At 66.2% G+C, this 20,640-nt stretch carries 15 protein-coding genes; 12 read left to right on the top strand and 3 right to left on the bottom strand.

The window, feature by feature from the left end:
• The first annotated feature begins 87 nt into the window (after positions 1-87).
• The 5 genes from AC6H42_RS05015 to AC6H42_RS04995 are packed head-to-tail and all read left to right on the top strand — an operon-like array spanning position 88 to position 8,255.
• Entirely contained in the window at positions 88-1,386 is a 1,299-nt protein-coding gene (locus tag AC6H42_RS05015; protein WP_497547527.1) for an MFS transporter, read from the top strand.
• 18 nt (positions 1,387-1,404) lie between these two features.
• Positions 1,405-3,936, top strand: a complete 2,532-nt coding sequence (gene nirB, locus AC6H42_RS05010) for a nitrite reductase large subunit NirB (protein ID WP_057152891.1) — start codon at positions 1,405-1,407, stop codon at positions 3,934-3,936.
• 11 nt (positions 3,937-3,947) lie between these two features.
• Positions 3,948-4,295, top strand: coding sequence for a nitrite reductase small subunit NirD (nirD, locus tag AC6H42_RS05005; RefSeq protein WP_497547526.1), 348 nt, complete (start codon positions 3,948-3,950; stop codon positions 4,293-4,295).
• Entirely contained in the window at positions 4,295-5,503 is a 1,209-nt protein-coding gene (locus tag AC6H42_RS05000; RefSeq protein ID WP_057152896.1) for an NAD(P)/FAD-dependent oxidoreductase, read from the top strand. Before nirD ends, AC6H42_RS05000 begins: the two co-directional genes overlap by 1 nt.
• Before the next feature lie 19 nt (positions 5,504-5,522).
• Positions 5,523-8,255 (top strand): molybdopterin-dependent oxidoreductase, encoded by a 2,733-nt coding sequence (locus tag AC6H42_RS04995; protein ID WP_497547525.1) that lies wholly within the window; start codon positions 5,523-5,525, stop codon positions 8,253-8,255.
• Positions 8,256-8,267: 12 nt separating this feature from the next.
• Here the strand turns inward: AC6H42_RS04995 and AC6H42_RS04990 are convergent, their stop codons facing one another.
• Both AC6H42_RS04990 and AC6H42_RS04985 read right to left on the bottom strand, forming a co-directional pair.
• On the bottom strand, positions 8,268-10,166 hold the full coding sequence (locus AC6H42_RS04990; protein ID WP_497547524.1) for a DUF4214 domain-containing protein: 1,899 nt from the start codon (positions 10,164-10,166) through the stop codon (positions 8,268-8,270).
• Positions 10,167-10,249: 83 nt separating this feature from the next.
• A complete protein-coding gene (locus AC6H42_RS04985) occupies positions 10,250-11,410 on the bottom strand; it encodes an MFS transporter (RefSeq protein WP_497547523.1) in 1,161 nt (386 codons plus the stop codon).
• A gap of 105 nt (positions 11,411-11,515) precedes the next feature.
• On the opposite strand from AC6H42_RS04985, the gene AC6H42_RS04980 reads away from it, so the two are divergent.
• From AC6H42_RS04980 to AC6H42_RS04950, 7 genes are all read left to right on the top strand, one after another.
• On the top strand, positions 11,516-12,271 hold the full coding sequence (locus tag AC6H42_RS04980) for a gamma-glutamyl-gamma-aminobutyrate hydrolase family protein (RefSeq protein WP_057152902.1): 756 nt from the start codon (positions 11,516-11,518) through the stop codon (positions 12,269-12,271).
• A 93-nt stretch (positions 12,272-12,364) separates the two neighbouring features.
• Positions 12,365-13,735, top strand: coding sequence for a glutamine synthetase family protein (locus AC6H42_RS04975; RefSeq protein WP_057152904.1), 1,371 nt, complete (start codon positions 12,365-12,367; stop codon positions 13,733-13,735).
• 13 nt (positions 13,736-13,748) lie between these two features.
• On the top strand, positions 13,749-15,125 hold the full coding sequence (locus tag AC6H42_RS04970) for an aspartate aminotransferase family protein (protein ID WP_082551472.1): 1,377 nt from the start codon (positions 13,749-13,751) through the stop codon (positions 15,123-15,125).
• 106 nt (positions 15,126-15,231) lie between these two features.
• Positions 15,232-16,368, top strand: a complete 1,137-nt coding sequence (locus tag AC6H42_RS04965) for an ABC transporter ATP-binding protein (RefSeq protein WP_057152908.1) — start codon at positions 15,232-15,234, stop codon at positions 16,366-16,368.
• Between the two features lie 16 nt (positions 16,369-16,384).
• Entirely contained in the window at positions 16,385-17,302 is a 918-nt protein-coding gene (locus AC6H42_RS04960; RefSeq protein WP_057152910.1) for an ABC transporter permease subunit, read from the top strand.
• Positions 17,299-18,138, top strand: a complete 840-nt coding sequence (locus AC6H42_RS04955; RefSeq protein ID WP_057152912.1) for an ABC transporter permease — start codon at positions 17,299-17,301, stop codon at positions 18,136-18,138. Before AC6H42_RS04960 ends, AC6H42_RS04955 begins: the two co-directional genes overlap by 4 nt.
• Before the next feature lie 41 nt (positions 18,139-18,179).
• Positions 18,180-19,667 (top strand): aldehyde dehydrogenase, encoded by a 1,488-nt coding sequence (locus tag AC6H42_RS04950; RefSeq protein WP_497547522.1) that lies wholly within the window; start codon positions 18,180-18,182, stop codon positions 19,665-19,667.
• A 44-nt stretch (positions 19,668-19,711) separates the two neighbouring features.
• On the opposite strand, the gene panB is transcribed toward AC6H42_RS04950, so the two are convergent.
• The gene (panB, locus tag AC6H42_RS04945; RefSeq protein WP_082551473.1) at positions 19,712-20,611 is read right to left on the bottom strand and encodes a 3-methyl-2-oxobutanoate hydroxymethyltransferase; all 900 of its coding nucleotides are present in this window, start codon (positions 20,609-20,611) and stop codon (positions 19,712-19,714) included.
• Positions 20,612-20,640: the final 29 nt, after the last annotated feature.

Genomic DNA, 20,640 nt, shown 5'->3' with positions numbered 1-20,640 from the left:
GGACTGGCAGGACAACGGCGTCCGCCCAGCTTGATGTTAGATCAAGGCTGCGCGGACGCTTTTTTGTTTTCTAGACGGGATAAAAAAATGGCCAGCAAAGCTACCAGCATCAAGCTCTTCACCATCTCCACGCCGCCGATGCGTGCCTTCCACCTGACCTGGATGGCGTTCTTCATCTGTTTCTTCGCCTGGTTCGCCTGCGCGCCGCTGATGCCGGTGATTAAGGGAGAGTTCGGCCTGACGATGGCGCAGATCGCCAACATCAATATCGCCGCAGTAGCCATCACCATCGTCGTGCGCCTGATCATCGGCCCGCTGTGCGACCATTTCGGCCCGCGCAAGGCCTATACCGGCCTGCTGCTGCTGGGCGCGATCCCGGTGCTGGGCGTGGCCGCCGCGCAGAGCTACGAAAGCTTTTTATTTTTCCGCCTGCTGATCGGCGCGGTCGGCGCCAGCTTTGTCATCACCCAGTACCACACCTCGGTGATGTTCGGGCCGAACGTGGTGGGCACGGCCAACGCGGCAGCCGCGGGCTGGGGCAACGCCGGCGGCGGTGCGGCGCAGGCGCTGATGCCGCTGCTGATGGCCGCCATGATCATGCTGGGCGTGGGCGAGAAGTTCGGCTGGCGCGCGGCACTGGTGGTGCCGGGCCTGCTGATGCTGGTCATGGCCGTGGTGTACTACCAATTCACGCAGGACTGCCCGCAAGGTAACTACAGCGAGCTGCGCGCGGCCGGCATCGCCATCGAAGGCGGTAAGAAAGGCGGCTGGGACAGCTTCAAGCTGGCCGCCACCAACTACCGCGTGTGGCTGCTGTTCGTCACCTACGGCGCCTGCTTCGGGGTGGAGATCTTCATCCACAACATCGCCGCCGTCTACTACGTGGACCACTTCAAATTGTCGCTGGGCCAGGCCGGCATGGCCGCCGGCAGCTTCGGCCTGCTGGCGCTGTTCGCCCGCGCCCTGGGCGGCTGGGTATCCGACAAGGCCGCCATGCGCGGCACCCTGAACAGCCGCGTCACGCTGCTGTTCATCATGATGATCGGCGAAGGCGTGGGCCTGCTGTGGTTCGCCAACGCCGACAGCGTCGCCTTCGCGGTGATCGCCATGCTGGTGTTCGGCCTGTTCACCCACATGGCTTGCGGCGCCACCTACGCGCTGGTGCCGTTCGTCGACAAGCGCGCCCTGGGCGGCGTGGCCGGCATCATCGGCGCGGGCGGCAACGTCGGCGCGGTGGCGGCGGGCTTCCTCATGAAGGGCATGGGCGGCGACGTGCAGCAAACCCTGAGCATCCTCGGCGTGCTGGTCGCGGCATCGGCGGTATGCGCCATCGCAGCGCGCTTCAGCAGCGCGGCGGTTGAAGAGTCGGCCCTGGCCGCAGCTTAAGAATCTAGGAGCAAAGCAATGAACATCATCGTCATCGGCCACGGCATGGTAGGCCACAAATTCCTCGAAAGCCTGGCCACCCACGGCGGCAACGCCAGGCTGAACGTGACCATCCTGTGCGAAGAACCGCGTCCGGCCTACGACCGCGTGCACCTGTCCGAGTTCTTCGCAGGGAAAAGCGCCGAGGACCTGTCGCTGGTCAAGCCCGGCTTCTTCGACCGCGACGACATGGTGCTGCGCCTGAACGCCCGCGCCACGGCCATCGATGCTGCCGCCAAGACCGTCACCACCAGCGACGGCGAAGTGCTCAGCTACGACAAGCTGGTGATGGCCACCGGCTCCTTCCCCTTCGTGCCGCCGCTGCCGGGCAAGGAACGCAAGGACTGCTTCGTCTACCGCACCATCGAAGACCTGGAAGCCATGCTCGAATGCGGCAAGCGCTCCAAGACCGGCGTGGTGATCGGCGGCGGCCTGCTGGGCCTGGAATGCGCCAAGGCGCTGCGCGACATGAACCTGGACACCCACGTGGTCGAGTTCTCGCCGCGCCTGATGGCGGTGCAGGTCGATGACGGCGGCGCGCGCGTGCTGCGCTCCAAGATCGAAGCGCTGGGCGTGACCGTGCACACGGCGAAGAACACCACCGCCATCGTCGACGGCGTGGACGGCACCCACCGCATGCAGTTCGCCGACGGCAGCCACCTGGACGCCGACATGATCGTGTTCTCGGCCGGCATCCGCCCGCGCGACATGCTGGCCAAGGAAAGCGGCCTGGAAGTGGGGCCGCGCGGCGGCATCGTCATCGACAACAACTGCATGACCTCGGACCGCGACATCTACGCCATCGGCGAATGCGCGCTGTGGGGCGGCATGATCTACGGCCTGGTGGCGCCCGGCTACGAAATGGCGCGCGTGGCGGCCAAGCACCTGCTGGGCGAAGCGGCTGAATTCAACGGCGCGGACATGAGCACCAAGCTGAAACTGATGGGCGTGGACGTGGCCTCCATCGGCGACCCGCACGGCAAGGAAGAAGGCAGCCGCGTATACCAGTTCATGGACGAGCGCAAGCAGATCTACAAGAAGATCGTGGTGTCGAGCTGCGGCCGCTACCTGCTGGGCGGCGTGATGGTGGGCGACGCCAGCGAGTACGGCACCCTGCTGCAAATGATGCTCAACAAGATCGAACTGCCGGAGTCGCCCGAGTTCCTGATCCTGCCGCAGTCGGACGGCAAGGCCAAGCCGGGGCTGGGCGTGGACGCGCTGCCCGAAGGCGCCCAGATCTGCTCCTGCAACGACGTGTCGAAAGGCGCCATCTGCGCCGCCGTCGGCGACGGCGCCACCAGCATCGGCGCGCTCAAGTCCTGCACCAAGGCCGGCACCGCCTGCGGCGGCTGCGTGCCGCTGGTGACCCAGGTGATGAAGGCCGAGATGAAGAAGCTGGGCATGGACGTCAACAACCATGTCTGCGAACACTTCGCCTACTCGCGCCAGGAACTGTACCACCTGATCCGCGTCGGCCAGATCCGCACCTTCGACGCGCTGCTGGCGCAGCACGGCAAGGGCCTGGGCTGCGACGTGTGCAAGCCGCTGGCCGCCAGCATCCTGGCCTCCTGCTGGAACGACTTCGTGCTGAAGAAGGAACACGCCAGCCTGCAGGACACCAACGACTACTTCCTGGGCAATATCCAGAAGGACGGCACCTACTCGGTGGTGCCGCGCATGCCGGGCGGGGAAGTGACCGCCGACGGCCTGATCGCGGTCGGCACCGTGGCCAAGAAATACGGCCTGTACACCAAGATCACCGGCGGCCAGCGCGTCGACCTGTTCGGCGCGCGCGTCGAGCAGCTGCCGCTGATCTGGGAAGAGCTGATTGCCGCCGGTTTCGAAACCGGCCACGCCTACGGCAAGTCGCTGCGTACCGTGAAGTCCTGCGTCGGCTCCACCTGGTGCCGCTACGGCGTGGACGACAGCGTGGGCCTGGCCATCGAGCTGGAAAACCGCTACAAGGGCCTGCGCACGCCGCACAAGATCAAGTTCGGCGTGTCCGGCTGCACCCGCGAGTGCGCCGAAGCGCAGGGCAAGGACGTCGGCATCATCGCCACCGAAAAAGGCTGGAACCTGTACGTGTGCGGCAACGGCGGCATGAAGCCGCGCCACGCCGAACTGATCGCCTCCGACCTGGACAAGGCCACGCTGGTGCAGTACATCGACCGCTTCCTGATGTTCTACACCCGCACCGCCGACCGCCTGCAGCGCACCAGCACCTGGCGCGACAACCTGGAAGGCGGCCTGGACTACCTGAAGGACGTGGTCATCAAGGACAAGCTGAACATCGCCGCCGAGCTGGAAGCCGAAATGCAGAACGTCGTCGACACCTACGAGTGCGAGTGGAAGGTGGCCGTTACCGACCCTGAGACGCGCAAGCGCTTCCGCCACTTCGTCAACAGCGAGCAGGCCGACCCGAACGTCATCTTCATGGAAGAACGCGGCCAGATCCGCCCGGCCACGCTGGAAGAGCGCAAGGCCGTCGTCATCCCGATCAAAGTAGCTTGAGGAGAAGCACCATGCACCGCGATATCCAAAACGACCGCTGGACCGCCATCTGCGCGCTGGAAGACATCGTCCCGAACACCGGCGTGTGCGCGCTGCTGCAGGGCGAGCACGTGGCCGTGTTCCACGTGAACGACGGCGAGCAGCGCGTGTTCGCCATCCACAACTACGACCCCAACTCGCAAGCATCGGTGCTCTCGCGCGGCCTGGTGGGCAATCTGGGCGAACGCATCGTGGTCGCCTCGCCCATCTACAAGCACCATTTCGACCTGCAGACCGGCGAATGCCTGGAAGCGCCGGAACACTCGGTGGCGACCTATCCGGCCCGCATCGACGGCGGCAAAGTCTGGGTGGGTGCGTAATGAAACCGGCACTGGTCGTCATCGGCAACGGCATGGCGGGCATGCGCACCGTCGAGGAGCTGCACAAGCTGGCGCCGGACCTGTACGACATTACCGTGTTCGGCGCCGAGCCATACGGTAACTACAACCGCATCCTGCTGTCGCCGGTGCTGGCGGGCGAGAAGACGGTCGACGACATCATGCTGCACACCCGCGAGTGGTACGAGAGCCACAACATCACGCTGCACGCGGGCGACCCGGTGGTGCACATCGACCGCCGCAAGCGCATCGTGCGCGCGCAGTCCGGCAAGGAAGTGCGTTACGACCGCCTGCTGCTGGCCACCGGCTCCAAGCCCTTCATTATCCCGGTGCCGGGCCACCAGCTGCCCGGCGTGATCGCCTTCCGCGACATCCAGGATGTGGAGACCATGCTGGAGGCGTCGCGCAACCACAAGCACGCGGTGGTCATCGGCGGCGGCCTGCTCGGGCTGGAAGCGGCCAACGGCCTGCTGCGCCAGGGTATGCAGGTGACCGTGGTGCACGTCACCGATGCGCTGATGAATCAGCAGCTCGACAAGCCGGCCGCCCAGCTGCTGCAGAAGGCGCTGGAAAACAAGGGCCTGAACTTCATGCTGAACGCACAGACCGCAGAAATAGCGGGCCCGGACCGTGTAACGTCGGTGCGCTTCAAGGACGGCAGCGAAATACCGGCCGACCTGGTGGTGATGACCGCCGGCGTGCGCCCCAACATCGCGCTGGCCAAGGAAGCCGGCCTGCACTGCGACCGCGCCATCGTGGTCGACGACACGCTGCAAACCTACGACCCGCGCGTCTATGCCGTGGGTGAATGCGTACAGCACCGCAGCGCCACGTTCGGCCTGGTGGCCCCGATCTGGGAGCAGGCGCGCGTGTGCGGCGCCCACCTGGCCGGCGCCGGCCACCGCCGCTACGTGCAGCAGACATCCCCCACCCGGCTGAAAGTGACGGGCGTGGACCTGTACTCGGTGGGCGACTTCATCGGCGGCGAAGGCAGCGAAGACCTGGTGCTGCGCGACGCCAAGCGCGGCGTGTACAAGCGCCTGGTGCTGAAGAACGGCTGCATCACCGGCGCCGTGCTGTACGGCGACGTGCAGGACGGCCCGTGGTACTACGACCTGATCCAGAACCGCACCGACATCACCCCGATACGCCAGCACCTGCTGTTCGGCCAGGCCCTGTGCGCCGCGTAAAAATTGAGTGAGAACCATCGTGAACCTGTCCCAAGATAATCTGTCGGTACAAACCACTTGCGCATACTGCGGCGTCGGCTGCGGCGTGAAGGCCACTCCGCAGGGCGACGGCACGGTTGCCGTGGCCGGCGACCAGGACCACCCCGCCAACCTGGGCAAGCTGTGCGTCAAGGGTTCCGCGCTGGGCGAGACGGTAAGCCTGGACGGCCGCCTGCTGTATCCGCAGGTGAGGGATGAACGCGGTTCTGCCGCCTTGCGCCGGGTCTCCTGGGACGAAGCGCTCGGCAAGGTGGCCGGCAAATGGCAGGCCGTCATCGCCGAACACGGCCCGGACGCGGTGGCGCTGTACGTCTCCGGCCAGCTGCTGACGGAAGACTACTACGTCGCCAACAAGCTGATGAAGGGCTACGTCGGCAGCGCCAATATCGACACCAACTCGCGCCTGTGCATGTCGTCGGCCGTGGCCGGCCACAAGCGCGCCTTCGGCGAAGACCTGGTGCCGGTCTGCTACGAAGACCTGGAACTGGCCGACATGATCGTGCTGGTGGGCTCCAACATGGCCTGGTGCCATCCCATCCTGTTCCAGCGCATCGCCCGCGAACGCGAGAAGCGCCCCAATCTGAAGCTGGTGGTGGTCGACCCGCGCCGCACCGCCACCTGCGAACTGGCCGACCTGCACCTGCCGGTCAAGCCGGGCACCGACGTGTGGCTGTTCAACGGCCTGCTCAGCTATCTGTCGCGCATCGGCGCGGTCGATCCCGAATACGTGGCGGCGCACACCAACGGCTTCGAGGCCGCGCTGGCCGCCGCCGAAGTCGATTGCGCCGATCCGGCCGCCGTCGCCAAGGCCTGCAAGATCAGCCTGGGCGCGCTGATGGAATTCTACGAATCGTTCGCCGCCACCGCCAAGGTCATCACCGCCTTCTCGATGGGCGTGAACCAGTCCTCGGCCGGCACCGACAAGGCCAACAGCATCATCAACTGCCACCTGGTCGGCGGCCGCATCGGCAAGCCGGGCATGGGCCCGTTCTCCATCACCGGCCAGCCGAACGCCATGGGCGGGCGCGAAGTGGGCGGCCTGGCCAATATGCTGGCCGCGCACATGGACCTGGACAACAGCGCCCACCGCGACGCGGTGCAGACCTTCTGGGACTCGCCGCGCATGGCGGACAAGCCCGGCCTGAAAGCGGTGGACCTGTTCGAGGCCATTGAAGCCGGCCGCGTGAAGGCGGTGTGGATCATGGCCACCAATCCGGTGGTGAGCCTGCCGAACGCGGACCAGGTCAAGCGCGCGCTGGCCAAGTGCGAGCTGGTGGTGGCCTCCGACATCGTCCTCGGCACCGACACCAACGCCTACGCAGACGTGCTGCTGCCGGCCCTGGGCTGGGGCGAGAAGGACGGCACGGTCACCAATTCCGAACGCCGCATCTCGCGCCAGCGCGCCTTCCTGCCGGCGCCGGGCGAAGCGCGCGGCGACTGGTGGATCATCTCGCAGTTCGCCCAGCGCATGGGCTACGCCGGCTTCGATTTCGGCGCCGTGCACGAAGTGTTCGACGAACACGCGCGCCTGAGCGCCTGGCGCAACAGCGCCGACGACCTGCCGCGCGTGTTCAACATCGGCGGCCTGGCGAACATGAACCATAGCGCTTTCGACACCATGTCGCCTGTCCAGTGGCCGGTGCGCGAGCACGTCGGCGTGGACGGCGGCACGGCGCGCCTGTTCGAGGATGGACGCTATTCGCACCCGGACGGCAAGGCGCGCTTCATCGCCACCTTGCCGCGCCTGCCGGTGCACCAGATCGACGAGGACTTCCCGCTGGCGCTGAACACCGGCCGCGTGCGCGACCAGTGGCACACCATGACGCGCACCGGCCGCTCGGCCAGGCTGGCGGACCACGTTCCGGAATCGTTCATCGACATGCATCCGCAGGACGCGCTGATCCACGGTGTGCGCGAAGGCGAGCTGGCGCGCGTGACCAGCCAGTGGGGTTCGATGGTGGCGCGCGTGCAGCACGGCGGCGGCATCGCGCGCGGCGGCGTGTTCATTCCCATCCACTGGAGCGGCCAGACTTCGTCGGACGCGCGCGTGGGCGGGGTGGTCAACCCGGTGGTCGATCCGGTGTCGGGCGAGCCTGAGTTCAAGCACACGCCGGTGCGCATCGAGCAGTTCCGCGTGAGCTGGCATGCCTTCATCCTGAGCCGCAGCGAGCTCGGCCTGGACAGCGTGGCGCACTGGACCCGCATCCAGGGCAAGGAATTCGCGCGCTACGAACTGGCCGGCCGCAACAGCATCGCCGACTTCAGCGGCTGGGCGCGCGAACTGCTGGGCGTGCAGGATCCTGACGCGGACTGGCTGGAATACGCCGACCGCACCGAGGGCATGTACCGCGCGGTGCACGTGGTGGACGACCGCATCGAGCAGTGCATCTTCCTGTCGCCGCGCCTGGACCTGCCGGCGCGCAGCTGGCTGGCCGGCCTGTTCGCCGAGGAGGCACTGGCCGACGCCGACCGCGCCAGCCTGCTGATCGGCCGTCCGCTGAAGAAGGGCGTGGATGTGGGGCCCACCGTGTGCTCCTGCTTCGGCGTGGGCCGCAACACGATCTGCTCGGCCATCCGCGAGCAGGACCTGAAGTCGGTGCCGGAAGTGACCGCCTGCGTCAAGGCCGGCGGCAACTGCGGCTCCTGCGTGCCGGAGCTGAAAAAACTGCTGGCGGAAACGCGGCTGGAAATCGCCGCCGATGCGCCGGCCTGAGGCGGATACGCCTCAGAACACGCGGCGTATCCGCCCGCGCAGGGCGCTGCTGCCGCCCTCGCAGTGCTGTTCGAAGCGGGCGTCGAGTTCTTTCACGTTGCCGTTTTCGTAGCTGATCTTGTCGATCACGAACCAGCCGGTCAGCGTATTGCAGCCGCGTCCGTTGCCACCCCACGACATGCCGCCTTTGACGGCGTTGTGGAAGGGATAGCGCTGCAGTCCGCCGTAGTAGCCCGGTTTGAGCTCGCTGAGCGAATTCATGCCCACGAACTCGCCGCTCCAGCGGTCGCCGTTGCTGTTGACGCTGACGGTAAAGCTGTTGCCGGTAACGCTGACGGTGGCAGCGCTCTCCAGATAGAGGTATTTCTTGCCGCCGCCGATGTAGTCGCCCGCCGTGCTTTCCAGATAGACCGAATTGCCGGCCGGGTTCACCGTAGGCGTCCACAGGCCTGCGGGCACCGGCAGTGCCGGGCCTGGCGCGCCGGTGTTGTCGGCCGCGTTCCAGTGCACCTGCCCGCGCAGCGCCGAGCTGCCGCCTTCGCAGTGCTGCTCGAAGCGCAGGTCGATTGCCGACAGCTTGGCGCCGGCGTATTCCACCTTGTCCACCACGAACCAGCCGCGCAGCGTGTTGCAGCCGCGTCCTTCACCGGACCAGTCGAGGCCGCCCATATTCGCGTTCTGGAAGGGATAGCGCGTCAGGTCGCCGTAGTAGCCGGGCGAGAGCCTGGCGCCGCTGCCCGATTGCTTGAAGTCGCCCGTCCAGTCCTGGTCGCCCGCCACCCGCAGCGACAGGTAGTTGTCGCTGGCCGACAGGGTAAACGCGGCATCGCTCTGGCGGTACAGATAACTGCGGTTGCCGACGATGTAGTCGCCGCCCGAACCTTGCAGGTACACGTAGTTGCCGGCCGCCGGCAATGCGCTGGCGTCCGGCTTCCACAGTTCCGGTATCACCTTGGCCACCACCAGCAAGGACACTTCCTTGCTGCGCGTGGCGCCGGTGCGCACCGTCAGCGTCACCAGGTATTGGCCGGCAACGTCGGGGGTGAACGTGGGCATGCCGCCCTGGGTGTTGGCCAATACCGCCTGGCTGCCGCCGGGACGCATCAGCATGGCCCACTCATAGGTCAGCGGTCCATTGGCCGTGCTGGCCGTGCCGTCCAGCTGCACCTGCGAGCCGGCCAGTACCTCTTGCGAGCCGCCGGTGCGCGCCACCGGGGTGTAGCTGACGCCGCGCTCGAAGATGGCAATGCCTTGTTGCATGGCGGCCTTCACGCCCAGGCGGTTTTCGTCGCTTTCGCTGAACCCCATCAGCACTTGCGGCGGCGTGGCGACGCCGCGAATCAGGGCGGTGAGCCAGAAGGCGACGCCGTCCGGATCGCCATCGCGGTGCAGGATGTTCCGATACAGCTTGCTGACGAAGTCGTTCGGTGCGGGGGCCGGACCGTACAGGCGGCGGAATTCGTCGGAGTCGATGAAATTGCCGGCAATGGTTTCCAGCGAATAGCCGCTGTCCAGCGCATTGGTCCAGAAGGTCAGGCCGCCAATGGCGGGGGCGCGGCCGAACGCCGCCTGGTACAGGCGGTAGACCACCGCTGGTGTGCCGTCCGTGCCCAGCACCAGGGAGCTGTCGGAGAAGCGCAGCGTGCTGTTGACCGGTACGCTGACCTGCACGCCGCTCTTGTTGGTGACCGTGGCATAGCTGCCGGAGTTGTAGACGGTGTAGTCCGAGCGCAGGCCTTCGAAGCGGCGCACCTCGGTGCCGGCGCTGACGGCGGCAGCGGCGCTGGCGACGGCGCCGCCGCTCAGCAGCTTGGGCTGCATGGCTGCCGCTGGTTCGGCAGGCTGTTCGCCGCCGCATCCGGCCAGCATGCTGGCCAGCAGCAGCGCGCCAAATAGTAGTCTTGCGTTCATTGATTGAGCTGGAGGAGAAAAAGGAGCGCTAGCGTAGCATGGCGGCCTGTGTCCAAATGTCACCGATTTCCACGCCGGCGCGCTCAGGGAGTGCTGCGCGCGCGGGCCAGGCCGCGCTGCCGTTCCCACCACGCGCTGGCCAGGAACAGCGCGCAGCCCGCGAACAGCACGGCGGGCAGCGCCTGGATGCCGGCGCTTTGCATCAGCACCCCCGTGACCAGCGGACCGCCCGCGCTGGCCACGCCCCACGAGGCATTGACCACCGCGCTGGCCGTGGTGAGCGACGGCCCGGAGAATTTCTCTCCGCATGCCACCAGCGACAGCATGTAGATGGCGCCGGCCGCCGCGCCCAGCGCCACCAGCAGGGTCCACCATAGCCACGGCGTGCCGGCGGCGAACGGCAGCAGCGGCAGCAGCAGGCACACCGCCACGCCGCAGGCGACGTGCACGCGCCGGCGGCCGTAGCGGTCCGCCAGCCAGCCCATGGCGAACTGCAACGCCGTATCGCCCACCAGCACCACGGTGGCCGACAGCAGCGCCAGCTCCGTTACGATGCCCTGGCGGATCGCATACACTGGCAGGAAGCTCAGGATCAACGTGTCGAACAGCGCGAAGAAGGCCGCGCCCATCACGATCATCGGCATTTTCGGCAGCACGCTCTGCCAGCGCGGATGCGGCTCATCGCTGTCGGGCAGGCGCGCCCCGTTGATCAGTCCCAGGCCCGGCAGCGCGAGCAGGAACAGGCCGCCGCAGGCCGCAAAGCTCCACGCCACCTTGCCGTTCAGCGCCGCCACCAGCGCCGGACCGGCCAGCTGGAACAGCGTAAAGCTGGTGGTGTAGATGGCCACCACGCGCCCGCGCGAGTTGTCCGGCGCCAGCCGGTTCACCCATGCCTCGCCCACCGTAAACAGCACGCCCATGGCGGCGCCGAACACGAAGCGCAGCACGCCCCACAGCCACACGTTGTCCGTGATCTGCATCAGGGCGGTGGACAGCGCCGCCGCCCATACCGCGCCGATCATGGTGCCGCGCGGCCCGAAACGCGCCACCCAGCCGGTGACGAAAGGCGCCGAGCCGAGGATGCCGAGCGCACTGGCCGCCGTCACCAGGCCGATCAGGTGCGCGCCCGCGCCGCGCTGGTCCAGCGTGAGCGCGGCGAGGGGAATGGTGGTGCCGAGCCCGAGGCCGACGACGCCGATACTGAGGATGAGGGCGAAGAAGTCGCGCCAGGGAAGATGTTTCAATGTGTGGCTTCGCAGCAAAAGTGTTGTGCGTGATGATAGCAAATCTGGAAATGTGATAAATTGGCTTATCGCTTAAACGGAGGCCTCTGCACAGAGACTGAAGCCATGCGCCGACCATTAGTTATCGTCCCCGCCTGCACCCGGCATATAGGCTCGCATCCCGACCACGCCGTGCATTCCAAGTACATCGACGCCGTTGTACAGGGAGCCCGCTGCATGCCGCTGATCCTGCCTGCGCTGGGCGCGCAGACCGATTTCGAAGCCGTGCTCTCGGCCGCCGACGGCATCATGCTCACCGGCTCGGCCTCCAATCTGCAAGCCATCCTGTACGGCCAGGAAGTACTCAACCTCGAACTGCCGCAGGACCATGCGCGCGACGCCACCACGCTGCCGCTGATACGCGCCGCCCTCAAGCGCGGCATCCCGCTGATGGCGATCTGCCGCGGCTTCCAGGAACTGAACGTGGCGCTGGGCGGCACCCTGCACCAGGCGGTGCAGGAAGTGCCGGGCATGCTGGACCACCGCGACAGTCCGCTGGATACGCTTGAAAAACAGTATGGCCCGGCGCACCGCGTCCAAATCGCGCCGGGCGGAAAACTCGCGCACATCCTCGATGGCGCGCGCGAGATCATGGTCAATTCCCTGCACGGGCAGGGTATCGACCGTCTCGCGCCGGGGCTGGTGGCGGAAGCCACCGCCGACGACGGGCTGGTGGAAGCCTGCACCGTCGCCACGGCGCCCGGCTTCACGCTGGCGGTGCAGTGGCACCCTGAGTGGCAGGCCACCGCCAACCAGGATTCAATGAAAATGTTCCAAGCCTTCGGGCAGGCATGCCGTACCTACCAGGAACGCATTCCTTAGCTGCGCTCTCATTGCAGCCACGCTGCAGTCCCGCGTACACGGCCCGCAAGCGATACCCGGCCGTGTCAGATCAAGACTTTTAGAGAGCTCATCATGGCAATTCGCGAAAACTTTACGTACACAGATATGGATTTGTGGCTCAATGAAAAACGGGTCACCGAAATTGAATGCCTGGTCCCCGACCTGACCGGCGTCGCCCGTGGAAAGATCCTGCCGCGCGGGAAATTCACGCAGGAGCGCGGCATGCGCATCCCTGAAGCGGTGCTGGGCATGACCGTCACCGGCAACTATCCGACCGACGACGCGGCCTACGACCGCGCCATCTCGGCCACCGACCGCGACATGATCCTCAAGGCCGACCCCACTACCATCACCATGGTGCCGTGGGCCACCGACCCCACCGCGCAGGTGATCCACGATTGCTATTTCGCCGACGGCGCGCTGGTGGACTTCGCGCCGCGCACCGTGCTGCGGCGCGTGCTCAAGCTGTACGCGGAGCGCGGCTGGAAGCCGGTGGTGGCGCCCGAGCTGGAGTTTTACCTGACCGCCAAGAATATCGATCCCGACCTGCCGCTCAAGGCGCCCATCGGCCGCAGCGGCCGCGCCGAGACCAGCCGCCAGATCTACAGCATCGACGCGGTCAACGAGTTCGATCCGCTGTTCGAGGACATCTACGACTACTGCGACCTGATGGGCCTGGACGTGGACACGCTGATCCACGAAATCGGCGCCGGCCAGATGGAGATCAATTTCCTGCACGGCGACCCGCTCGGCCTGGCCGACAAGGTGTTCTTCTTCAAGCGCACCCTGCGCGAAGCGGCGCTCAAGCACGACATGTACGCCACCTTCATGGCCAAGCCCATGGCGGGCGAACCCGGATCGGCCATGCACGTGCACCAGAGCGTGGTGGACGTGAAGAGCGGCCGCAACATCTTCAGCAACGAGGACGGCTCGCCGGCCGCCGTGTTCAAGCACTACATCGGCGGCCTGCAGCGCTACATGCCCGCCGCCATGGCCATCGTGGCGCCGTACGTGAACTCCTACCGCCGCCTGGTGCGCCACACCGCCGCGCCGATCAACATCCAGTGGGGCGTGGACAACCGCACCGTGGGCTTCCGCGTGCCCGAATCCGGCGTGCAGGACCGCCGCGTGGAAAACCGCATCATCGGCGCGGACGCCAATCCCTACCTGGCGCTGGCCGTCACGCTGGCCTGCGGCTACCTCGGCATGACCGAGCAGCTCGAACCGACGCCGGCCACCACCGGCAGCGCCTACGACATGAAATACGAGCTGCCGCAAGGCCTGCCGGAAGCGCTGGCCGCGCTGCGCAAGGAGGACAAGCTGCGCGCCGTGCTGGGCGACCGCTTCATCGACGTCTACGCCGCCATCAAGGACGTGGAGCACCAGGAGTTCATGAAGGTCATCAGCCCCTGGGAACGCGAACATTTGCTGCTGCACGTTTGACAGGGGCGCCATCATGACGGACACCAAAACCATCCAGCAGCAGGACCATGCGCACTACCTGCATCCCTTCACCGACCACAAGGCGCTGGGCGAGAAGGGCGTGCGCGTGATGGTGCGCGGCGAGGGCATCTACCTGTGGGACTCGGAAGGCAACAAGATTTTGGACGGCATGTCCGGCCTGTGGTGCGTGGCGGTGGGCTACGGCCGCACCAGCATCTCCAGGGCCGTGTACGAGCAGATGGAGACGCTGCCGTTCTATAACAGCTTCTTCAACACCACCAACGTGCCGGCGGTGCAGCTGGCGGCGCGCCTGGCGCAGCTGGCGCCGGCGGGCTTCAACCGCGTGTTCTTTACCGGCTCCGGCTCGGAAGCGAACGACACCAATGTGCGCATGGTGCGGCGCTACTGGGACCTGCTGGGCTTCAAGGAGCGCCACGTCATCATCAGCCGCCACAACTCCTACCACGGCAGCACCATGGCGGGCGCCTCGCTGGGCGGCATGAGCGGCATGCACGAGCAGGGCGGCTTGCCGATTCCCGGCATCGTCCACATCGGCCAGCCGAATTACTACGACGACGGCGCCGGCCTCACGCCCGACGAATTCGGCCTGCGCTCGGCATCCTGGCTGGAAGCGAAAATCCTGGAAGTGGGACCGGACAAGGTGGCCGCCTTCATCGGCGAGCCGGTGCAGGGCGCCGGCGGGGTGATCATCCCGCCGGACACTTACTGGCCCGAGATCCGCCGCATCTGCGACAAGTACGGCATCCTGCTGATCGCCGACGAGGTCATCACCGGCTTCGGGCGGCTGGGGCGCTGGTTCGCCTCCGAGCCCTTCAGGCCGGATTTGATCACCTTCGCCAAGGGCGTCACCTCCGGCTACGTGCCGCTGGGCGGCGTGCTGGTGAGCGACCGCGTGGCCGACGTGCTGATCGCGCAGGGCGGCGACTTCAACCACGGCTTCACCTATTCCGGCCACCCGGTGGCCTGCGCGGCGGCGCTGGAAAACCTGCGCATCCTCGAAGAGGAGGGGCTGGTCGGACGCGTGGCGAACGACACCGGCCCCTATCTGAAGCGGGCTTTCCTCACGCTGGCCGAGCACCCGCTGGTCGGCAGCGCGGAGAGCTGCGGCTTCGTGGCCGGGCTCAACCTGGTCAAGCGCAAGGCGGAAAACGTGCACTACCAGGTGCGGTTCGACCCGGCGCTGGGCGTGGGCATGCTGTGCCGCGCCCACATGTTCAACACCGGCATCATCATGCGCGCCGTGGGCGAGCGCATGATCATTGCCCCGCCGCTGGTGATGACGCACGCGCAAATCGACGAGATGGTGTCGCTGATCCGCCGCGCGCTGGACCTGACGCTGGAAGAAGTGCGCCAAAGAGGGCTGTTGTAACCGCATTTTGGTAGTCTTCCTCGATATGCTGCATTTATAATCACGTCTCTTGCCGTGCGGCCTCGCCGCGCGCGTGCATCCCGATTAAGCTTATCAATTCGCCAATATGACGACAGTCCAACCCGCCGACGCTGGCCAGCCTTTCCTGTTAATCCGCAATCTGGTCAAGGATTTTGACGGCGTGCGCGCCGTCAATGATGTGTCGGTGACGATCAACAAGGGCGAGATTTTCGCCCTGCTGGGCAGTTCGGGCTGCGGCAAGTCGACCCTGCTGCGCATGCTGGCCGGTTTCGAAACGCCCACCTCCGGCGCCATTACCCTGGGCGGCAAGGACATCATCAGCACCCCGCCGTACGAGCGCCCCATCAACATGATGTTCCAGTCCTACGCGCTGTTTCCGCACCTGTCGGTGTGGGACAACATCGCCTTCGGCCTGCGCCGCGACGGGTTGCCGGCGCAGGAAGTGGCCGCGCGCGTGGACCACATGCTGTCGCTGGTGCAGCTCACGGCCTACGGCAAGCGCAAGCCGCACCAGCTGTCCGGCGGCCAGCAGCAGCGCGTGGCGCTGGCGCGCAGCCTGGCCAAGCGCCCGCAGCTGCTGCTGCTGGACGAACCGCTCGGCGCGCTGGACAAGAAACTGCGCGAGCAGACCCAGGTCGAGCTGGTCAACATCATCGAACAGGTCGGCGTGACCTGCGTGATGGTCACCCACGACCAGGACGAGGCGATGAGCATGGCCACCCGCATTGCCATCATGAGCGAGGGCCGCATCCTGCAGGTGGGCGCGCCGGGCGAAATCTATGAAACCCCGAACTGCCGCTTCGTGGCCGACTTCATCGGCTCGGTCAACCTGTTCGAAGGCCGGGTCACCGAAGACCAGCCCAGCTACGTGGTGATCGAATCGGACGAAACCAGCCACTACGTCAGCCACGGCATCACCGGCACCGACGACATGGAAGTGAGCGTGGCGGTGCGCCCGGAGAAGATCGTGCTGCAGCCGAATGCGCCCACCATGTCGCAGCGCGCCAAGGTGGAAGAGCACGGCCACAACTGCGTGCAGGGCGTGATCGCGGCGGTGTCCTACTTCGGCAACGAAACCCACTACCAGGTCAGGCTGGACAGCGGCATGCGGCTCAAGGTGGCGCGCACCAACTCGGCGCGCCATGCCGAAGCACCCCTGCAGCGCGAGCAGCGCGTGCACGCGTGGTGGGACGGCAGCGACGTTGTCGTGCTGACCCGTTGAGCGGCAGGGGCTTTCCATGTTCACATTCTTCAAAGACCTGCTGACGCTGCGCTGGCTGAGCGGCCGCAGCGCCGTCATCGCCGTGCCCTACCTGTGGCTGATCGGCGCCTTCCTGATCCCCTTCCTGATCGTGGCGCGCATCAGCTTCACCGAGGTCGATGCCGGCAATCCCTTCGGCACCCTGGTGACCTATGCCGAGGGCATCGTCGATATCAAGATCAAGGTATCGAACTACCTGTTCATCGCGGCCGACGAGCTGTATGTGCTGACCTATCTGAGCTCGCTCAAGTACGCCGCCATCACCACCGCCTGCTGCCTGCTGATCGGCTACCCGTTCGCCTATTTCATGGCGCGCGCGCGGCCCTCGCTGCGCCCGGTGCTGCTGATGATGGTGATGCTGCCGTTCTGGACTTCCTTCCTGCTGCGCATCTACGCCTGGAAGGGCATCCTGGCCAACCAGGGCATCCTGAACAACTTCCTCATCTCCATCGGCGCCATCCAGGAACCGCTGCACATGATGAACACCTCGTTCTCGCTGGTGCTCGGCATGGTGTACGCCTACCTGCCGTTCATGATACTGCCGCTGTACACCAACCTGGCCAAGATGGACCTGCGTTACCTGGAAGCGGCGGCCGACCTGGGCGCCACCCCGTGGCAGGCGTTCTGGCGCATCACGGTGCCGCTGTCGAAGTCCGGCATCATCGCCGGCTCCATGCTGGTGTTCATTCCCGCCGTGGGCGAATACGTCATCCCCGAGCTGCTGGGCGGCCCGGAAACGCTGATGATAGGGCGCGTGCTGTGGGACGAATTCTTTACCAATAACGACTGGCCGATGGCGTCCTCCGTCACCGTGGTGGTCATTCTGCTGATCCTGGTGCCGATGGCGATCCTTAACAAATACCAGGCCGAACAAAGCGAAGGAGGGCGCAAATGAAGGGCTCCCTGATCCCGCGCTGGTTCGGCCGCGGCTGGCTTTCGCTCGGCTACATCTTCCTCTACCTGCCGATCATCGTGCTGGTGGTGTTCTCGTTTAACAGTTCGCGCCAGGACATGGTGTGGAGCGGCTTCTCCACCCAGTGGTACGGCGAGTTGATGCACGACAGCGAGATCATTTCCGGTTTCGGCCTGTCCTTGCGCATTGCCTTCCTGACGGCCTGCTCATCGGTGGTGCTGGGCACCTTCGCCGCCTTCGTGCTGAACCGCTACCGCCGCTTCGCCGGCCGTACCCTGTTCTCGGCCATGACCAGCGCGCCGCTGGTGATGCCGGAAGTGATCATCGGCCTGTCGCTGCTGCTGATGCTGGTGTCGGCGCAGAAGATGTTCGGTTTCCCGGAGCGCGGCCTGAACACCATCTGGATCGGCCACACGCTGCTCGGCATGGCCTACGCCACCGTGGTGGTGCAGTCGCGCCTGCAGGAGATGAGCAAGTCGCTGGAAGAGGCGGCCATGGACCTGGGCTGCCGTCCCTACCAGGTGTTCTTCCTGGTCACGCTGCCCAACATCAAGCAGGCGCTGGCCTCGGCCTGGCTGCTGACGTTCACGCTGTCGCTGGACGATGTGGTGCTGTCGGCCTTCCTGTCCGGGCCAGGCTCGACCACCATGCCGCTGGTGATCTTCTCGCGCGCCCGCCTCGGGCTGGACCCGCGTGTGAACGCGGTGGCAGCCATCACCATCCTGGTGGTGACGGTGGCGGTGATCGCCTCCAGCGTCTACATGGCGCGCACCCAGCGCGCACGAATGAAACAAGTCTCCGCCGCCGGCAAGGCGTAAAATGATCTGGCGGGCGCCTGCCCGCCAATCAAGGAGCAAGCATGGCAGACGCACTTTGGCACGAGCGCGCACTTGCGCTGAACATCGACGGCCGCGCCTTCATCAACGGTGAGCGCGCCTGGTCCCGCACCGAACAGCAGTTCGACAAACATTCCCCCATCGATGGCCGCAAGCTGGCCGCCGTGGCCCGCTGCGGCGCGCCCGACGTGGACGCGGCCGTGCAAGCCGCCCGCGCCGCCTTCGAGGATGGCCGCTGGGCCGGCATGCCGCCCGCCAAACGCAAGCGCGTGCTGATCCGCTTTGCGGACCTGATCCAGCAAAACGCCGCCGACCTGGCGCTGCTGGAAACCCTGGACATGGGCAAGCCGATCAAATACAGTCAGAGCGTGGACGTGGGCGCGGCCGCCAACTGCATGCGCTGGTACGGCGAAGCGGTGGACAAGGTGTACGGCGAAATCGCCCCCACCGCCAGCAACAGCCTGGCGCTGATTACGCGCGAACCGGTGGGCGTGGTGGGCGCCATCATTCCGTGGAACTACCCGATGATCATGGCCGCGTGGAAGATCGCCCCGGCGCTCGCGGCGGGCAACAGCGTGGTGCTCAAGCCGTCCGAAAAGGCGCCGCTGACGTCATTGCGGCTGGCCGAGCTGGCGCTGCAGGCGGGCATTCCGGCCGGCGTGTTCAGCGTGCTGCCGGGCTACGGTAACGAAGCGGGCAGCGCGCTGGCGCTGCACATGGACGTCGACTGCATCGCCTTCACCGGCTCCACCCGGGTGGGCAAGCAGATCATGCAAATGGCGGGGCAGTCGAACCTGAAGCGCGCCTGGACTGAATTGGGCGGCAAGTCCGCCAACATTGTCTGCGCCGACTGCCCGGACCTGGACGCGGCGGTGGCGGCGGCGGTGGGCTCGATCTATTTCAACCAGGGCGAAAGCTGCAACGCGCCGTCGCGCCTGTTCGTGGAAGAGTCGATCAAGGACGCCTTCATCGAAAAGGCGCTGGCCATGGTGCCGCGCTACCAGCCGGGCGATCCGCTGGACGACGCCACCGTGATGGGGGCCATCGTGGACGAAGTGCAGATGAAAACGGTGCTGGGCTATATCGAGGCGGGCAAGGCAGGCGGCGCGCGGCTGCTGGCGGGCGGCGCGCAGGAGCGCGCGCAAAGCGGCGGCTATTACGTCGCGCCGACCTTGTTCGACCAGGTCGACAGCGGCATGAGGATCGCGCAGGAAGAGATATTCGGACCGGTACTGTCGGTGCTCAGCTTCACGGATGTGCAGGACGCGGTGAAGCAGGCCAACGCCACGCCGTACGGCTTGCAGGCGGCGGTGTGGAGCGCCAACATGAGCAAGGCGATCCAGGTGGCGCGGGCCTTGAGGGCCGGCACGGTGCACGTGAACCAGTACGACGGCGACGACATCACCGTGCCTTTCGGCGGCTACAAGCAGTCCGGCAACGGGCGCGACAAATCGCTGCACGCCTTCGACAAGTACACCGAGCTGAAGACGACCTGGATACAGATCGGCTGACGATGGGCGGGTGACGCGCCCGAGGCGCCAACCCGCCGTTGCGCCTAGAAGCAGTGTTCCTGGGCCGGGAAGGAACCATCCTTGACGGCGGCCACATAGGCGCTGACGGCCGCGTCGATGCTGGTCTGCCCTTCCATGAAGTTCTTCACGAAGCGTGCCTTGCGGCCAGGGAACACGCCCAGCAGGTCGTGCATCACCAGCACCTGGCCGGAGCAGTCCGGACCGGCGCCGATGCCGATGGTCGGCATGGCCAGCAGCTCGGTCACTTCCTTGCCCAGCTGGGTGGGAATCGCCTCCAGCACCACCATCGCGGCGCCGGCGGCCTGCAGCTTCAGCGCGTCCGACTTCAGCAGCTCGGCGCTCTCGATGGTCTTGCCCTGCACCTTGTAGCCGCCTAGCTGGTGCACCGACTGCGGCGTCAGGCCCAGGTGCGCGCATACCGGCACCGAGCGCTCGGTCAGGAACTTCACGGTCTCGGCCAGCCAGGCGCCGCCCTCGATCTTCACCATGTGCGCGCCGGCCTGCATCAGCTTGACCGCGTTGTCGAACGCCTGCTGCGGGTTGGCGTAGGTACCGAACGGCATATCGGCCAGCACCAGCGCAGACTTGTTGCCACGCGCGACCGCCCGGGTGTGGTAAGCCACTTCGTCCAGCGTCACCGGCAGCGTCGAGTCCAGGCCATTGCAGACCATGCCCAGCGAATCGCCGATCAGCAGCACTTCCACGCCGCAGCGGTCCATCAGCGAGGCGAAGCTCGCGTCATAGCAGGTGAGCATGGTGATCTTGTCGCCGGCGGCTTTGCGCGCGTTCAGCGCTGGGATGGTGACCGCCTTGTGCGCCACGGGTTTTGCCGGCGCCGCGGCCGGAGCGGCGGCAGCGCTTGCACCAGCGGCCGGCACAGGAGCGCTGCCCGCCATTTCGTTACCTTGCAAATAACCAGACATGGATGTTCCTCAAGTAGTGTGATCCCGGT

The organism is Massilia sp. NBRC 108631, from assembly GCF_059704565.1.
The sequence above is the reverse complement of the archived record's forward strand: the minus strand, read 5'-3'. Positions and strand labels throughout refer to the sequence as shown.

Excerpts from the sequence above, each read along its gene's own strand:
- AC6H42_RS05015 (WP_497547527.1), top strand. The coding sequence starts at position 88 with ATGGCCAGCAAAGCTACCAGCATCAAGCTCTTCACCATCTCCACGCCG.
- nirB (WP_057152891.1), top strand. The coding sequence starts at position 1,405 with ATGAACATCATCGTCATCGGCCACGGCATGGTAGGCCACAAATTCCTC.
- nirD (WP_497547526.1), top strand. The coding sequence starts at position 3,948 with ATGCACCGCGATATCCAAAACGACCGCTGGACCGCCATCTGCGCGCTG.
- AC6H42_RS05000 (WP_057152896.1), top strand. The coding sequence starts at position 4,295 with ATGAAACCGGCACTGGTCGTCATCGGCAACGGCATGGCGGGCATGCGC.
- AC6H42_RS04990 (WP_497547524.1), bottom strand. The coding sequence starts at position 10,166 with ATGAACGCAAGACTACTATTTGGCGCGCTGCTGCTGGCCAGCATGCTG.
- AC6H42_RS04980 (WP_057152902.1), top strand. The coding sequence starts at position 11,516 with ATGCGCCGACCATTAGTTATCGTCCCCGCCTGCACCCGGCATATAGGC.
- AC6H42_RS04975 (WP_057152904.1), top strand. The coding sequence starts at position 12,365 with ATGGCAATTCGCGAAAACTTTACGTACACAGATATGGATTTGTGGCTC.
- AC6H42_RS04970 (WP_082551472.1), top strand. The coding sequence starts at position 13,749 with ATGACGGACACCAAAACCATCCAGCAGCAGGACCATGCGCACTACCTG.
- AC6H42_RS04965 (WP_057152908.1), top strand. The coding sequence starts at position 15,232 with ATGACGACAGTCCAACCCGCCGACGCTGGCCAGCCTTTCCTGTTAATC.
- AC6H42_RS04960 (WP_057152910.1), top strand. The coding sequence starts at position 16,385 with ATGTTCACATTCTTCAAAGACCTGCTGACGCTGCGCTGGCTGAGCGGC.
- AC6H42_RS04955 (WP_057152912.1), top strand. The coding sequence starts at position 17,299 with ATGAAGGGCTCCCTGATCCCGCGCTGGTTCGGCCGCGGCTGGCTTTCG.
- AC6H42_RS04950 (WP_497547522.1), top strand. The coding sequence starts at position 18,180 with ATGGCAGACGCACTTTGGCACGAGCGCGCACTTGCGCTGAACATCGAC.
- panB (WP_082551473.1), bottom strand. The coding sequence starts at position 20,611 with ATGTCTGGTTATTTGCAAGGTAACGAAATGGCGGGCAGCGCTCCTGTG.